This window comes from Vibrio sp. YT-15 (assembly GCF_033337445.1).
GTDB lineage: Bacteria > Pseudomonadota > Gammaproteobacteria > Enterobacterales > Vibrionaceae > Vibrio > Vibrio alginolyticus.
The window spans coordinates 56700-73646 of record NZ_JAWOQR010000013.1; the positions used below are offsets into that span (position 1 = coordinate 56700).

The window sequence follows — 16947 nt, forward strand, 5'->3', positions numbered from 1 at the left end:
GGGAGACTTTAGCAAAAAGACCTTTTTATCTATATATATCAATAGGTTAGGTGCTATTTTAATTTTTAAAAAATTAATTACCTATAGTTACAAGGCTTGTTCAAATTATAAACAACAACAATCAGGTAAAGTAAATATAAACGGCCAATCGAACCGAAAAATGTACTACTTTTCAGTCAGGATATAAAAAACATGATGTTGCTGGGGTATTATGGCATAGATTTATTGATAAGGCCTAACTGGTGGCGTAATATCACTAAAAGCTTAGATTATTCAAGAGGAACTGGTGTTTATGGCTAAATCTAGAAAGCCCATTTCGCTTATTTGCTACAACCATAAGGGTGGTGTGGGTAAGACTTTTATTGCGAGTTGGTTAGCATACTTATTTGCAACCGGCGGAGTAGATAAGAAAGGTAAGAAGTATCGCGTTGTCTTAGTTGACCTTGATAGCCAACAAAACTCCAGTAAAACATTCTTAGAGATGCAATATAGAAGTGGGTTGCCATATCTATTACCGCCATTACATCCAGACTACGTAGATGGCGACCCAGATAACGGCACGTGGAATGGTTACTCAACGAGTTCAGACATACTCTTCGATCGTCAATTTGTATACTACCCAGTTAAAGATGTACCTAACTTGAAAGTTCTTCCATCTGAGGGGCGTGTAGATAGGCTGAATGACGTTTTCTCTGATAGAGATGCATACATTCCACTGATCTCTGAATTGACAGAAACATACCTTGAAGTAGAAGGTGACTTGGATGAAGTTGATATTATTATCTTTGATTCACCACCAAGTAAGACAGCGATTACTGAAGGCTTTATGACAAAGTGTTCACACGTGATCATTCCGACACAGCTGGAATATGATTCTGTAGAGGCTGTACCGAATCTACTTGAAACAATTCGAATCAACAATGAATCCACTGACGAACCAATAAACGTTGTTGGTGTTATTCCGAACCTCGTTCGTTCTAGTAGTTTGACTAATAGTGAGTTAGAACAATTCACAAACCTCATTGAGAATGTGAGTCGATACGAACCGGTACTAAATACTAGTAATCTTGTACCGGATGACTTCTTTTTAGTGAATCGAGTGATTTTCAAACCTAGACGTAAGCCAGATAACTTAGAAGAAGTTTTCTCATTAAAGAAAGATGTTAAAGCTACGGAAGAAATGACTAAGTTATACAAATTTGTAAGTGAAAGAATTGGTGTTTAATTATGGCCGAAAGTAAAAACAAAGTTACTGTAAGAGGACGTAATCGACGTTCATCTGGCCTCGATAAAATGGAGCAAGCTCGTTCTAAAGTACGTGAGCAACAGGAACAGCAAGACAATGGAAATCAAGAGTCTCAACAACCTTGGGAACCAGCAATCAATACAGGTGCTAAAGATTGTATCCGTGATGATTTAGCTATCGCTTCTGTCAGTCCTGACCCTCAGAATGCTCGTGACTTTCCTGTTATCAGGCCAACAGCTGAGGCTATGTTTCTTGCTCAGGCAGAAAATGTCGGTAAGCCTTATGTGATTATTGATAAAGGAACCATAGTTAATAAGACCCCTAAAAACCATCCGTTATACAAACACATTCAAACTCAGATTGATGAAATAGTTCTACTAGCTGAACAGATCCGTGAGGGTGGTGGAATTTACCAGTCAATAGAGGTGTACCGTGTCGGAGGTACTGATTACAGAATTGTGTTTGGACATAGACGTTTTTATTCAGTTGTATATCTAACTGGATGGGATGGTGTATGGCCGTTCCAGGTACACAGACAGAAACCAAAGTCTCCTAAGTTAAGACAGTTTGCTGAGAATAACTCCAGAAGTGATCTGGCTCTTCATGAAAAAATATATGCTTTTAAAATGGCATATGATGAAATCAAAGAAGACGAATCCAAAGATCTGACGGCTGTCGAAACCATGAAGTTGATGGGTTTGAAAAATGCGTCCTTCTACCGATATCTGATGCTAAACAAATTCCCGTTCATCTATGATGCCGTTCGTGATGGCATTGACTTTATGACCATCCGGGAACTTGAAGAAGCTCTCAAATTATCAGATGGAACGGAAGATGAAGAACTAGCTGTTAAGATGAACCTAGCAGAGATGTTCTTAAATAATTCCAAGCCAGTTCCTGAATACTTGAAATTAATTAATGAAGACGAAGATCTAGAGTCACCAAATGATTCTGATCTGGGCTTAAATGGCAATGACCAAAGTAACGAGAATGACGATTCCCAAGCAGGTAAAGAACCACAAAATGAGACTCGAAGAGGTCGTAAAGCCAAATATTATGTCCCGCCAAGAATCAAGAATACCAATGTAGTTAAAACGCTTCTCACAAGCGACATAACTAAAATGGAGATTGAAGGTATCAACTGGGAAGAGGTTAATTGGGAGGATAGGGCACAAGTAAACCAATGTCTCGATGCCACGATAAAAGCTCTTGAAGAGATGAAACAAGAAGATTAGGAATTATAAAGGTCACATCGTGACCTTTTTTTATATTCGAATGTGAAGTAAAGACTAAAGTAAACACAAAAAAAACCACCCTACTGGCCAGTAGAGTGGTTTGGAATATTGGATTAGTCTAGATCTAGCAAATCATCGCCAAAATCAAGATCACTTTGGTCGAGGGAGACAGTATTCGAATCTGCTGGCTTGGTAACATTCGAACTTGATTGACTGTCAGCCGATGTGCCACTACTCGTTATTGTTTCCGATGTAGGTGCGCTACTTGGAATATCTTGAGCAACTACCTGATGAACTGGTGATGCTACTGCAGGCAATCCTCCTAGCTGTCCATTCTTAACCATTAAGCCGAGTCTCATTAGATAACGAATTTCTTCCGCTCGGCCCTTTTCATTGATTCGTGAAAGATGGTCAAAAAGGTCAGGGTGGATGTCTTGAAGTACACGTAGATTACATCTTACAAACTCTACGTCGTTTTGAAGCTGTTGAGGCTTACTCATAACATGCTCCTATTACTTCTTGAAAAGACCTTTTCTCACCATTGCATTCATTCGTTGCATGCCACCTTCTTGGAAACCAATTACGTTTGCACGCAAGCTATCTTGAAGAATTTGAATATCATGGTTTGGAAATGCTTTCTGTAAAGCTGGTTTGTAAAGCGCAGCCGGGCCACCTACGATAATGATGCGGTCCAAATCTTGAGCGTCACCAACCTTGTTTACGACAGTTGAGATTGCTTCTTCCGCAACTGAATTGATAGCATCTGTGAAATCAAATTGCGGTGTTTTATCGCATCCTTGATGAACTGGGAAATCCATAGTACGACCAAACAATTTTAATTTACCAGTTACAAACGCTTGATCTAATAGCTCAACATTGATGTCGTTGATACGTGTAAATGACGGATGCTCTTTGAACACCTCTAATGCAGCATCTGCTACGGTTGCCAATACACGTGACATGCCAGCTTCATAATCACCAGAACGGTTTTCATTGGCAATTAGACCACGAGTAACAAGCCAGTCGACAGTTAGGTAACCTGGGTCAACTACAAGCAGGTTTTCATTCTTCATTTCATTAAAGCGACCTTGACCGCCTTCACGCGCATAAGCCAATAAACCACCTAGTGGCTGTGCAATAACCCAAGCTGACTTAATAGTAATCTCACGGCCTTCGCCAAGATCATGCTTTCCTTCTACCATTTGTTTTAGTTCTTCACGGCGAGGCATAACCGAAACTGGTAGACCACAAACAAGCAAATCTACTTGTTCATCAGGAATCATTTTTAGAGCGCCAAGTAATAATGCTTTGTATCGCTCAGAATCAATGTATCCCTCAGTGTTTAACACGCGAGAAGATCGCGGGTCAGAAGAAGCGTGAACATCTTCACCGACCTCATACTTATTTTTACCTACTGGTACCACAACGGTTTTACGTGAACTAAGGATGTCACTGCCTAAATTCTGCTTACTGTACTTAACAGGTACTGGTACGGATGGGTAAGTACGAATAACAAAGCCTTCTTTTGTTACTCCAGTCACTGTAGATGACGTGCCGTAGCCAATTTCAACAGATCTAACGATTGGATCAGTCATATTTTACTCCAGTAAATGGTTTCAACCATCATTCAAAAATTGGGTGGTGTCCTCTACGACCTTATAGCAGTCGCGTGGGACTTCTGAAATATAAACGCTACATATTGAAATTGCAATAGATTCATTAAAGTGTTCGTTGTGACTTCCATGAAGTCACACAAGACTTCTTGAATAGAATCCAAAATATTTCCAAATACAAGCAAGTGTCCTACATGACTTCTAGGGAGTCGCATGGAACACCCGTCACCATTGAGATTTTTGACTGATTAAAAAGAATTGGGCTAGAAGCGAATAAAAAACGAGCAAATCAAGCGTTTTACTATGGTTAGTAGTGCTGATGCTGATGTTAGGTAAGCCAATATCAGAAAATATCGACGTAATTGATACCTATGAGCGTCCCATTTAGAACTTAGTCATAGAAAATCGAACCCAAATTACCAATTAAAGTGGTGCAAATAAGGCTAGATAATCACCACGGTTGCAAGAAAACTCCTTCAAAATCTCCAGTCATAAATTCTTCAATATTTTGATTAAAGTCGGCGCCGAACTGAATGATTGCATTTGTTCATAATTTGCCGATTTGCATAAAAGTCGGCACCGAACTCGGTGCGGATGTTTGATAAAACAAAATTTGTTGAACTTGAGATAGTTTGTGGTTTGTAAGTCGGTCGGGACTAACTCGGCACCGAACTAGAGTGTTGAGTTAAACCTAACTTATGCAGGAAACCAGCAATGTCGGCACCGAACTAGTGCCGGATATTAGACGTTAATTTTCAGCGCCTGGATATGTCAAAAAACAACGAAGTTTAATGAGCATTAAACCCGGCACCGAACTGCAAAAGAGACGTATCTCTAACATTGCCGAAATCCAGCTAACTCGGCACCGAACTATTGCAGGGCTTGCTTGCACTTTCCTCTTCGTTTTTTACGAATTCATCAAGGAAATGCAAACCCGGCACCGAACTGAACGTGGAGGTCATTCCTTCACCCGTTGCCGGAATAATCAAACACGGCACCGAGCAAATAGGTGTAGAGATTGAAAAATAAAAAGAGGTTTGAGGGGGCGTATGCCAAGACAGTCAATCGAAACTGCTAGGGCAGAAATTAGAACCACCTTAGAAAAGCTCATTGAAGAGGCAACCACGGTTGTTGATGGCTATTGGATTGAATTCAGAATGATGAATATGAAACTCCAAGAGCGTGAGCGAAAAGAAGGGGCTCCAGAAGGTTATCTTCGAGGGAATTATGGTCCTCGCATTACCGTTCGAACGGGTAAGACATATATCGAGTGGGTTTTTTACGGGCCTGGTCGTTATGGGGGAAGAAAGAAATCGTGGGGTGAGCGAGTAGCTCCTAGAAAGGGTCCGGTATATCAAATGTCCCAGTTCGCTAAAAAGGCTCAACCTTGGGAACTTGAGATGATTGAAGAAGCTGAAAACAAACTTCGCCCTTTACGTTATGCAATTGAACATGTGCATGGAGCTCAGGCTTATCTAAGTCGTCTCCTTTCAAAAATGGATAAAACCGAAACAGAAACACTGAACTCTGAGGAACAAGAATAATGGCAGAACAAAATTCACAACAAAATGGAACGGAACAAGGCAATCGACCATCTGCGCGCAGACCACAGCAAAGACGCAATGAGTTTGTGCAAACACGCAAGTCAGTTCCTTACACCTTGCAAGTGCAATCAAATGCAATGCTGGATTATATGTCACGTAATGGTGGAGCAGCAGCTGGGGCATTCCAACGAGTAGCAGGTCTTATCCAGTTCACAGCGAATGACACAGTTGTACGTGAGCGATTGGATACGTGGTTTGAAAGTGTAATCGCCAATGCATCTGAGCGTGCTAACGCATTATCTGTACAGCAGGAAAAATATAGCGAAGGTATTGTGACTAATGTGCCTCGTCCAAAGGTTCCTGAAAACTACAAGTACGTCGTTGAGATCACTCACCCAATTTTTTGGAAACTGATTGGTCTGGTAGAGATGATTGATAACGTTATGGGAGAGATAGAGTTCCTATGGTTATCTGGCCAATTGGAAGACGTTCACCTGCAGAACGCTCAAGGCCAAGCCATCAATACTATTCGTACAATGGTCAATCGTATCTACTACGTTACCAATGCATCACGTAATCGTAAGGGTGGTTTATACAATCCTGATGCATACAACGAACTAATGCAGGCTCTAATCAAAAACGAAGAAGCTCCAGAGCACCAAGAGAATGAAACTGGTGAGCAGGAAGCCGCTGCAACAGCAGCGTAGTGATTGGAGTCCTTCATGCTTAGCCGCTTAAGAGGTGCGGTACACAAAATGTTATCAGGAGCTGCCGAAAGGGTGGCTCCTGATACTGGTAGTGTAGTTATGCCTGCACCAGAACTGTCTATTGAAGATCTGATTCGATACCCGCCAGAAACAAAAGGTATTCCAGTTATCACATTGGAAAAAATACTTGCTTCTCAATCAGAGATATTGCGATTGATGCATCGTGATTCTGGTCTGCCTGACCCAGAAGAGGATAAGGGGAGCTCAAAAGGTGACAAAAAGAAGAAAGAGTATCAGCTTAACTTCGATACACTTTTTCGTCAGGTTGTTACCAACTACATTCGATATGTCCATTTACTTCCTGCATCTGAAAACCACCATCATAGTGATGTTGGTGGTTTGGCTCGTCACAGTTTAGAGGTTGCACTCAACAGTTTGCGCCGTTCACAGCAACAAGTGTTGCCAGCAATTGGTCATTTAGATGAAGAGCAGGCTAGAAAACCACGTTGGCAATACGCAGCGTGGATTTGTGGGTTGCTACACGATGCAGGGAAAATTCTATACGACATGCGCGTATATGATGTTGATACCGGTGAAGACTGGAACCCATACCTTTCTGACCTAATTTCTTGGGCTCACGAAAACAAAGTATCTCGATACCGTGTTACGTGGAAGCCTGAGCATCGCCATAAAAAACACGAAAATTTAAGTGTCCAAGTTTTGGAATGGATTCTCACTCCAGAAGCCAAGTTCTATCTAATGGACAATTCTGATGAACTTCCAATAGCTATCAACCATGCACTTGCACATTACGGTGGAAGTGATGGCTATCTGCAGACGTGCATCCGTGAAGCTGATAGCGCGAGTACGGAAAAAGATATTCGAACTCAGTGGCATGAAATGATTGGTAAACGTCGCTACCCATTGGAAAGCGCAATTGTTAAAGCAATGCGCCGGCTTCGTGATAGTTGGGATGTAAATAAGCCCAAAGGTCATATATGGATTATTGGTGAGGAAGTTTATCTAGCGTGGCCTAAGTCAATTCAACTGATTGTTCAGCAACTACAAGAAGACAAGGTAGATGTTCCTGTAAACCCAACGCGAATTCTGGAGATTTTGGAAGAGCGTAATTTGGTTAATCGGATGGATGAAAGCGTTACATACAGCATGTTTACACCAGAAATGGAAGATGTGACTGGAGCAGAACGTGTCATTCAACTTGCTTGGCCGGGGCTACTATACGAAACCATGCCCGTTCCTAGATCGGTACCTGGAGTCTTGCGTTTAAATAACGATGGCAAGTCACTTGAGTATAGAAAAGATGGTTCTGTTGTTGAGATTGATCCAGAGCATGATGCTGATGAAAAAAACACAGGTGCATCGGAATCACAGTCTAGCCGTGAAGCGACAAAGCAGCGTAAGAATCTGAAAAATACTACTAAGGCTGAATCTGAAACAGATGTTGGGTCAGTGGATTCCAATGCCTCAAATAAAGCCGAAGAAAGTAAACCTAAGAAGCCACGCAAGAAACAGGCGGCTAAAAAAACAGTCGATAAAAAAGATAGTTCTACACAGGCATCAACTCCACCTAAAGCAACTGATAGTAACAAAGGTTTAGTGTTTGCTAATCAGGGTGCTCCAGCACAACAAGATAAACCAAACAAACAGAAGCCAATCGAAGAAACGCAAAAGCAGGTGTCTACTCATAAAGCTGTTGATACCGGCAATGACGCAAATATGGAAGTGCCAGCGTTCTTGATGGCCGATGAATACGACGGTGAATTCCAGTCTCAGGCTGGTGGTGATATGGATGTGCCAGCATATCTGCTTGAGGAACAGGAAGTAGAGCATAAACCTTCAACGGAGAAAGCAACGCAGCTTTCACATAATCCTGAGATGGAGACTGCTGCAAATAAAGAACCTACTAAATCTGTAAGTCAAGAAGCCTCACAAATCAAACCTAGAAAACCACAAGCACAAAAAACTGAGGGTGTTGTGCCTATGGGAACTCTTCTTAAGCGGAAAGAAGCATTTAAGAAAGAACGACCACAAGCTGCACAGCCGAAAGGTTGGTTAGGGCAGAAAAAACACGGTCGCTCTCAAGCTGATTCGTTCCTAATTGATTTGGCAAATGCAATGGCAAATGGCGATTTGAGTGTTGAAGCAGGTAAGGGAATCTTCCTGACCGATGGCCAGTTGCACATCGATACACAAATGATGACAAAAGTGCTCGATGTTGAGGCGGGTCCAATTTCATCGACCTTGAAGAATGAGCGTTTACTCGATTACGACAAGCTGAAACCAAACCTACTTGTTCAGCGAAAAACATTTGGTCGCCATAAGGCAATGGTTTTTTCTCTCATTAAACCAGTTAGCCAGCAAATTTGTTCAGAGCTCGGGATAACTATCACGAACATTGACTATTCCGCTGAGGAACAAAGCCAAACCGTCAAAGTAACTAATCCAAAAAGTGATGCCTTAAGCCCAAAAGATCCTAAAGGTAACAACAACGCTAAACAGCCTGTTCCAACCCCTGAAATAACAGGAGGTCAAGCCGTTGGAGAGGAAGACGAAATCACCATGCTTATGACGTACCTAAATGCGAAATCAGAAGCTGGATGTGAATTCATGCAAAAAACAAAAGATGGCCGTCATTGGGGGATTTACGCCCAAGGCGCTATCAAATCATTTATTCAAGATGTACGCCCGGGGGCAAGTCGAAATGGGTTATCTAAGGAACTGACTTTGATGGCTGATGGAGTGACTGACTTAGAAACCGATTCAGGGCGTAAGAAGCATCTCTTGATTCGAAAAGAACTAATTGGGTAGTGAGGTTCAATGATAGATAGAGGTAAACAATTCTGGATGGAAAACATGTTCCGTCCAGTATTCGAACTAAAACAGGCGCAGATATGGTTTTTTGGTGGCTTTATAACTCTGTTTACAGGGGGATTGGCCTTAGACACTTCTGTACCTATTCATGTAATCCTCTTTGGGTACATGATGATTCAATCTGGAATTCGCGTTAAACAAGGCCTGCCTTTGTTAAAGCGCCAGTTCAAGTTGTTTGTTAATTATTTTTACGTAATCAGTGCACTGGAGTTTCGAGAGAAAAATCTCAAGAAGAAGGATACCGCGTTTCTTGGGCGTGGCTTTCCCTGGGGGCCAGAACATGCCCAACGTGCTTATCAAGTTATGTCTATGTCTACGGACTATCTAGAGATAAAGCTGCCGTTGGTGCTTCGCCCATTCAGTAAGAAGTACGAAAAAACCACACGTAAGCTAGGTGGTCGTCCTTGGATACATGGTCTTGGTGAGGAAAAGGAAGTTACAGCAGATGAAAGCGTATTCCATGCTCACTCAGTAATTTTTGGAAATCCGGGTACCGGAAAAACAACGCTGTTAAACATGTTATCAAGTGGTGCGCTTCATCGTGGGAACGTAATAATCATTATTGACCCAAAAAACGATGCGGATTGGCGAAAAACAATTCAGCGTGAATGTAAAGCTCTTGGTATGGAAGATAAGTTCTATTTCTTCCATCCATCGCACCCAAGTAAGAGTTGTAGGATTGACCCGTTAACTTCGTATGTTCGTACCACTGAGCTCGCGTCTCGCTTGTCTTCGTTGCTTCCGGGCGAAGCGGAATCAGACCCATATGTTCAATTCGCATGGAAATGTATTTATCAGGTTATTGAAGCTCAGTTATACGTTGGCGAGAAACCGCAACTTACGAATATTGCCTATTACCTAATGAGCGGCAAGTTCCAACTAGCCAAACGATGCCTTGATAAATTGTTCTGCGAAGTTTTGGGGCCTGATTGGGTTACCACTATGGGTAAAGACATCGAGAAAATGGGACAGGGCAGCTTGATCGCTGGAATGTGTTTTTACTACACGCAAAATCTGCAAGCTGATCATCCAAACCCTGCGGTCAACGGTATTGTTGAGATGGTGTCACACCCTCAAGAACACATGACGAAAATGTTAGGCTCGACAGCACCATTGTTTGCTCAGCTGACATCTAAACCACTTGATGAATTGTTATCTCCAACTCTACGTATGGATGAAACCGATGATGAACGACCTATCGTTGACACGGATAAACTCGTTCGAACTGGTGGTGTTTTGTATGTTGCGCTGGATAGCTTGTCTGACTCAATGGTAGCAAGTGCAATTGGTAAGTTAATTCTTGCTGATGTTTGTGCGGCAAGTGCACGTCGATACAACTATGAAGAAGGTAAAGGACGTCGCGTTAGCTTGTTCGTAGATGAAGCCCACGCATGTATAAATGACCCACTAATCAATATGTTAGCTGTCGCTAGGGGCGCGCAATTTGAGTTGTATGTGAGTAGCCAAACTTTGCCCGATTATATTGCTAAAACCAATGAGGCACAGGCTCGTCGTATCCTTGGTCTAGCCTCAAACCTATTCTGTTTACGTGTGAACGACAACATCACACAAGAATATGCGACAGAGAACTTTGGTGAAGCCAGCATCCGTGAAGTTGGGTTCTCTTTGAACTCTGGTACATCGACTACAGGTGCACTAGGTGAATTCTCTGGTGGGTTGAAAGAGCAGCTCAGTCAATCCCGCGAGAAGGTTTTCCCTGCAACTTTGCTAGGTGACTTACCAAACCTCCAATACATCGCACGTTTATCTGATGGCCGTAAGGTGAAGGGGCGTATTCCGTTCCTCAAGGCTGCGTAAGGACTAAATATGTTTAGCGATAAAGATACCAATAAGCAGAAAAACTTCTTTGCCAGAATGGTGGGAGCTGTTGCCATGATCTCACTTGCGTATGTGTTGATTATGATGACACCAGAGGGTTACCGCCAAACCTTACAGGCTGAAATTAACGCCTTTAAAGGTGTTGTTGGCCCTACAGATTCAGCTCATGTATTACAGAATGCAGCTGACATGTATAGCTACGCATTTTTAGAAACCGGTGTTGTTTCTTCTATGGAAGAGTCAGTACAGATTACGGGGGTTGGTGGTGAGGAATTCTGGCGCACACCAATGATTCGAATCGTTGAAAACTTAAAGCTGATGTTCTACCAGACGGTTTTCAGAATGGCGGTGTTTTTCCACTGGTTAATACTTGGTGCTCCATTCATCTTCGCTTTGGCGTCGGATGGTTACTACAAACGAAAAACAAAGCAGTACGAGTTCGGTATTGCCAGTGCGAACTTATTTCGTATCTGGGTTAAAGCCGGGATGTTTGCCTTTTTCATTATCGATGTTTACTTCATTTTCCCCGCGGCAGGCGTGTTCGGAGTTCTACTGCCGCCGATTATGTTTGTAATCCTCGGTTTCTCACTCAGATATGCACTTAGCAACGTTAGTAAGGTCTTCTGATTTTATAAGCCCTCTCAATGGGGGCTGTTCATACACGGAGTTTTAAAAGATGTTCCCCTTTAGAAAGAGAAAGAAAGTACAAGAACCAAGAAACTTTAAGGAAGCAATCATTCAAGAGTCTGCTCGTCATCTAAAAGTTAAAAAGTGGACCGACGGCGTTAAGGCTGGCGCTATCGCAATCATGATGATGGTTAGTGTTGGGTACACTCTTAGCGATACGGCAAGTGAAAAGATTGGGCCTCACATCGCTGTCATTTCGCTAACAGGGCCAATTGAAACAGGGAACCGTGAAACTGATGGTTGGAAAGTAAGCCAAGTTATCACTGACGCTATTGAAGACGATAATGTAAAGGCCATACTAATTGAGGCTAATTCACCTGGTGGTTCTCCAAGTGACGCGGAGATGATTTATAAAACAATCATGAAGTACCGTTTCTCAGAAGAAAACACAAAACCAATCTACACGACAGTTAGAACTTCATGTGCAAGTGCCTGCTATTACATTGCGGCAGCAACAGACGAAATCTACGCAATGGATTCATCGCTGGTGGGGTCTATCGGTGTACGTATGGATGGTTGGGGCTTCCAAGATGTGATTAAGAAAGTTGGAGTTGAACGTCGAGTATTCCATGCAGGCACACATAAGGCATTAATGGACCCGTTTAAACCAGTATCCAAAGAGGAAAGGGCGTTCATACAAGACTCTATCTTAACCAAACTCCATACGCAGTTCATAAATGCAGTAAAGAAAGGCCGAGGCGACAGGTTGGTTGATAAGCCTGATATTTTTTCTGGGCTTATCTGGACAGGTGAAGAAGCTGTTGAACTTGGTCTAATCGATGGTGTAAAGACCCCGATGGAGATAGAAGCGTACTTGGAAAAACAACTTGGTGTTGATAAATACATATATCATGGACGACAGAAGTTTAAGTTGACTAATCTGTTTTCAATGGATGCGAGTACATTGGTTGATATGATTTCAGAGTCAATCTACCACGAGTTCAAATCTGACGTTAAAAGCAATTCCCTAACCCCTACATATTAATTAAATACCTCTAAAAAGCCCTACATAATCGCTGTGTAGGGCTTTTTTTATTGGCATTCTACCCTCTGTCATTAAGACACGATCAATCTACCATTCTTACGTGATTAATATAGAGAGTTAAGAAAATGCAAAATACTGCAGTAATGGACAAAAACATGCTTGGCGCGGGCTTCGATAGCAAGAAAGTAATGATGTTTCTCGTTGCGCTTGTTGGTGTAGTGGCATTTGCCCTAGCGTTCAACGCCTTAGCCGCGACCGGTACCCTTGAAGGTGAATTTGCTGACATGTGGGACGAAGTGAAAGGTCTAGCTGGTGGTGCTCCGGGCAAAATCCTAATGATGCTTATGGTAATGGGTGTTGTGTTCTTCTCAACTGTTAAGCCAAACCTAGTTGGTTTCGCTGGCTGTGTTGTGTCAGTTCTTGTACTAGCTAACGCTGGCAAGATCATCGATTCATCATTGACTTCAACAATTTTTGACGCTCCAGCTGCGTTACTACCACTTATTGGTGGCTAACCAACCCTTGATTGAGGCGCTGATCATTTCAGCGTCTTAATTTTTCCAATTTTGATGAATGAGAATGTATGGAAGATTCACAACAGCAAGCGCTTAGAAGTGACCAGCATTACCTCCCAATGCGAGTCAATGAACCAATGATGGTTATCTTTTGGGACGTAGACGAAGTAAGGCCAATCATCCTTTCTTTTGCTTTAGGTGTGCCGTTTGATGCTATCAACTACGTGCTACCTGTTGGGCTTTTGTACTTCTACGTGGCTAGAAGAATTAAAGCCAAATACGCCAAAGGAATTCTGAACCACATTGCATGGTGGCACGGGATTCTACCAATGAAAACCACGCGTTCAATGCCTGACCCGCTCATTAGAGAACTTTTCAGATAGGAGCACCATAAGTGTTTAAAAATTCCAATGCGCTGCGCTCATGGAGCTCAAGCGTAGCCTTATCTCGATTTCTAGTACAAAGCAACTTGGCTTTGGCCATTGCAGTAGTGGCATTGGCTTACGCCGCTTTAAGCAAAGATGAAACTGTCATCGTAGTGCCGCCAACGTTTACAGAAGAAATCACAATGGCAGGCAATAAGGCAAGCGAATCCTACAAAACAGGGTGGGGCTTATTTGCTGCGAACATGGCAGGCAACATCTCCGATCGTAACGCTTCATTCGTTGTCGATACGTTGAGAAAAATGTTCCTAGCACGTGACGCTGATGACTATGAACGCCAACTTCTATCTCAGGTAGAAGCCCTCAAGGTTCGTGGTGTAAGGGAAAACTTCACACCATTAGATCTAATTTACAACTCGCAAGTAGATACCGTTTGGGTTTACGGCGACAAGAAAACCACTTCAACACGCTCTGGCGCAACAACTACTCAAAAGTGGACATACGAAATCAAAATCGCCGCACGTAATGGTCAGCCTAAGATTACCCATTTTTCACAATATGCAGGCGCACCAAATACACGTAAGCGCGTAGTTGAACTTAAACAGCAGCAAGTTGAAGAGAAGAAAGCTGCGGAAGAAGAAAATAAACAGGCCGAGGAATAGAAAACCAAATGAAGTATAACTCTATGAATAAATCAGCCTTGGCAATGTTGCTTACTGTTGCCTTTTCATCATCTGCATTTGCTGCAGAGAAAGATGTAGCAGCTGACATACCTGTTACACCAATGAACGCAAGCCGAGTGCCCGTTGACATCTCTGGTTCAAATGGAAACGTCGCCAATGCTGTAGACCAAGCGATTATGGATGCTGTTGCTAAAAGTATGCCTGCAAAATCTGTTGCGGAATACAAGGCTTCACAACAAGCGCAGCAACCGGTAACCGTAGACTCTTATGGTATGCCAGTGGTTCAAGGTACGAAGGTTAAAACCGTAGATACTGCGCCAGTTTATACACAGCAAGGGCAGCCACCAGCTATTGCGGCAACTCCAGTTCCGTCTGCAGTGCCACAGGTTAAAGGATCTTCTGACCCAATTACTGACTCAGTACGTTCAAAATACAAACCACATCAAGAAGTAACTATAGAGCCTGGTCACGGTGAGTTATTACCTGTTGCTGCAGGGCTTCAAAACCGAATCGCAACGCCTTTTGTTGATGCCGTTGTTAAAACCGCTGATATGGAAGTGCCAATTCAAACAGATGGCGGTTTTGTTTACATCACGCCTTTAAGTCAGGCTCCAATCGGTCTAATGGTCGGTGAGCGCGGTATGCCAGAAACGATGGTAAGCCTAACTCTTATGCCTTTGGATGTTCCACCAGTAATGGTAGACGTCAAAGTAAAAATGGATGCAAAGACTAAAGCAAAGCACTCTGAATACATCGCCAAACTGAAATCCGATAAAGAGAAAAACGATTTCCTTACAGAAGCGCGTAAAGGTCCAACTGTTAAGAACGACCCTCGAGTTAATACTGAACATGAAGACCGTGCCACCAGCGTTCTGTCAGAAGTTGCGGGCGGTAACATTCCAAATGGCTTCGACATTACTACCGATATTCCAGCTGAGGAACGCTACCCATGTGACATCGTGCGTATGGGGATGTACCACGAAGTTGGTCAGCGCATGATTAGTGGCCGAGAAATTATCGATGTCGTTCTGGTTAAAAATGACATCAATGGATTCCGCGAAGTGCGAGAAGAATACTGTTTGGCTGATGATGTAATTGCTGTTGGTGTGTTTGACCGTGCAACACTGGCTCCGGGTGAAACCACAGAGTTATACATTTTGCGTGACAAGCTTTACAACGAAAAACTTAAGCGCGTTCGTACTCGACCACGTTTAACAAGTTCTTACTAAGGGGGAATCAGAATGGATATGACCTCTTTGAAAGGCAAAGCTAACCAGCAATGGCAGAACCCTAAAGTACGTTACGGCGTAGTGGGGGCGGTACTACTAGGTATCATTTGCTCTATTGCATTTAGTACTGACGACATCGATACAGGTGGTACTCGCAAAGACAATAATGGTGCTGTAGTTGTTCCTGAAAAATCTCGTCGTGTAGAAGCTAACTTCTTTACACAAGATGGCGCTGACGATATTGACCAAGGTCGAATGGATGAAATCTACGGCTTAATGGAAGACCAATTGGCAGAGCGTGAGAAAGCTATCGACGAACGCGAAGAAGAAATGCGCCAAATGGAAGGTCGCGTAATGAAAGAGCTTGAGTCGCTACGTTTTAACCAGAACGACCTTAAGCGTGAGTTGGAAGTGCAGAAAACCGCTTCTGAGGAAGTTCAGAAACAAGTTAGTAATCAGAACTCTCCAATTTTTACGCCACCAGCACAACAGCCTGTTACCCAGACGCAACAGCCTGTAGCCACGACAAACCCAATGGCAAATGCTGTACAGAAAGTTATGCCAAAGGTTATTGACCACAAGCGTATTGGTATCCGTACCATCGATAGCACTGGTGACCGATTCCAAGATGCGACGGGTGAGATTAAAGAACTACGAGTAACCGAAGAGGTTGAAGAAGAGGTTGTTGAGGAAGACACTGACAAAGATAAGACCAAGGATAAGGCAGAAATCTTCTTGCCGGCTGGTTCAATTATCAGTGGTGTACTTGTAACAGGTATGGACGTACCAACAGGTAACTCGACTAAGCGTGACCCGTTCCCCGCAATTCTTCGAATTAAAGAGGAAGCTCTGCTACCAAACAACTTTACCGCTGATATTCGAGAGTGTGTGATTGTTGCTTCTGGTATTGGTGACATCGCAAGTCGTCGTGCTTACTTACGAGCAGAAGCGATCTCATGTGTAACGGATGCAGGTAAAGCAGTTGAGGCGAATCTAAATGCATTTGCAGTAGGTGGTGATGGTCGTAACGGTATTCCGGGACGTCTAGTTTCTAAGAATGGTGAGGCAGCAATGAAATCGGCGTGGGCAGGTTTCTTGAGCGGCATGGCCAACTTAGCGGGTCAATCTACTTACAGTATTGGCGATAACGAAACAGGTATCTTTGGTCCAATGCAAAACCCAGAGATCATGAAATCAATGGCTGGTACCGCGGCGTTACAAGGTGCTGGTGATGCGATGGAACGATTAGCTGACTACTACATTGAACTTGCAGAAGAGATGAAACCTTATATCGAGGTTAACCCTGGTATCTCTATCGACTTTATTATCCAACGCGGTTCCAAACTACCCCTAGAGTAATCTAGGGGCCACAACCCTATTAAGAGAATG

General features: G+C 43.0%; 16 protein-coding genes. 14 read left to right on the forward strand and 2 right to left on the reverse strand.

All coding sequences use genetic code 11. The features are described 5' to 3' along the window. The 3 genes from R7D93_RS19885 to R7D93_RS19895 all read left to right on the forward strand — a co-directional run. On the forward strand, nt 1-187 hold a 187-nt coding region (locus tag R7D93_RS19885), incomplete at its 5' end, for a hypothetical protein (protein WP_318129520.1). Nucleotides 188-292: 105 nt separating this feature from the next. Beyond that, entirely contained in the window at nt 293-1225 is a 933-nt protein-coding gene (locus tag R7D93_RS19890; protein ID WP_053409734.1) for a ParA family protein, read from the forward strand. 2 nt (nt 1226-1227) lie between these two features. Then, entirely contained in the window at nt 1228-2481 is a 1254-nt protein-coding gene (locus R7D93_RS19895) for a ParB/Srx family N-terminal domain-containing protein (protein WP_225477991.1), read from the forward strand. Nucleotides 2482-2594: 113 nt separating this feature from the next. Here the strand turns inward: R7D93_RS19895 and R7D93_RS19900 are convergent, their stop codons facing one another. Next, nucleotides 2595-2981: a hypothetical protein gene (locus R7D93_RS19900; protein ID WP_225477990.1), complete on the reverse strand. Its 387-nt coding sequence runs from the start codon at nt 2979-2981 to the stop codon at nt 2595-2597. A gap of 12 nt (nt 2982-2993) precedes the next feature. Then, nucleotides 2994-4076, reverse strand: a complete 1083-nt coding sequence (locus R7D93_RS19905) for a PRTRC system protein D (protein WP_225477989.1) — start codon at nt 4074-4076, stop codon at nt 2994-2996. 1067 nt (nt 4077-5143) lie between these two features. Between R7D93_RS19905 and mobI the strand changes: the two genes are divergently transcribed. From mobI to R7D93_RS19960, 11 genes are all read left to right on the forward strand, one after another. After that, complete coding sequence (gene mobI / locus R7D93_RS19910) at nt 5144-5638, forward strand: conjugative transfer protein MobI(A/C) (protein ID WP_053409738.1); 495 nt, start codon at nt 5144-5146, stop codon at nt 5636-5638. Continuing rightward, nucleotides 5638-6345, forward strand: a complete 708-nt coding sequence (locus tag R7D93_RS19915) for a hypothetical protein (RefSeq protein WP_225477988.1) — start codon at nt 5638-5640, stop codon at nt 6343-6345. Before mobI ends, R7D93_RS19915 begins: the two co-directional genes overlap by 1 nt. A 15-nt stretch (nt 6346-6360) precedes the next feature. After that, the gene (gene mobH, locus R7D93_RS19920) at nt 6361-9174 is read left to right on the forward strand and encodes a MobH family relaxase (protein ID WP_225477987.1); all 2814 of its coding nucleotides are present in this window, start codon (nt 6361-6363) and stop codon (nt 9172-9174) included. Nucleotides 9175-9183: 9 nt separating this feature from the next. Continuing rightward, nucleotides 9184-11055: a conjugative transfer system coupling protein TraD gene (gene traD, locus R7D93_RS19925; RefSeq protein WP_072161358.1), complete on the forward strand. Its 1872-nt coding sequence runs from the start codon at nt 9184-9186 to the stop codon at nt 11053-11055. Between the two features lie 9 nt (nt 11056-11064). Then, nucleotides 11065-11703, forward strand: a complete 639-nt coding sequence (locus tag R7D93_RS19930; protein ID WP_225477986.1) for a DUF4400 domain-containing protein — start codon at nt 11065-11067, stop codon at nt 11701-11703. Nucleotides 11704-11752: 49 nt separating this feature from the next. After that, entirely contained in the window at nt 11753-12748 is a 996-nt protein-coding gene (locus tag R7D93_RS19935) for a S49 family peptidase (RefSeq protein WP_225477985.1), read from the forward strand. Nucleotides 12749-12873: 125 nt separating this feature from the next. Further along, nucleotides 12874-13263 (forward strand): hypothetical protein, encoded by a 390-nt coding sequence (locus R7D93_RS19940; protein ID WP_017190581.1) that lies wholly within the window; start codon nt 12874-12876, stop codon nt 13261-13263. Nucleotides 13264-13331: 68 nt separating this feature from the next. After that, nucleotides 13332-13646, forward strand: a complete 315-nt coding sequence (gene traL / locus R7D93_RS19945; RefSeq protein ID WP_053409744.1) for a type IV conjugative transfer system protein TraL — start codon at nt 13332-13334, stop codon at nt 13644-13646. An 11-nt stretch (nt 13647-13657) separates the two neighbouring features. Continuing rightward, nucleotides 13658-14308 carry a type IV conjugative transfer system protein TraE gene (locus R7D93_RS19950; protein ID WP_225477984.1) on the forward strand — a complete coding sequence of 217 codons (651 nt, stop codon included), beginning with the start codon at nt 13658-13660 and terminating at the stop codon, nt 14306-14308. A 23-nt stretch (nt 14309-14331) separates the two neighbouring features. Further along, nucleotides 14332-15558, forward strand: a complete 1227-nt coding sequence (locus R7D93_RS19955; RefSeq protein WP_225477983.1) for a type-F conjugative transfer system secretin TraK — start codon at nt 14332-14334, stop codon at nt 15556-15558. Nucleotides 15559-15570: 12 nt separating this feature from the next. Further along, nucleotides 15571-16917: a TraB/VirB10 family protein gene (locus R7D93_RS19960; protein WP_225477982.1), complete on the forward strand. Its 1347-nt coding sequence runs from the start codon at nt 15571-15573 to the stop codon at nt 16915-16917. The last annotated feature ends 30 nt before the right edge of the window (nt 16918-16947 follow it).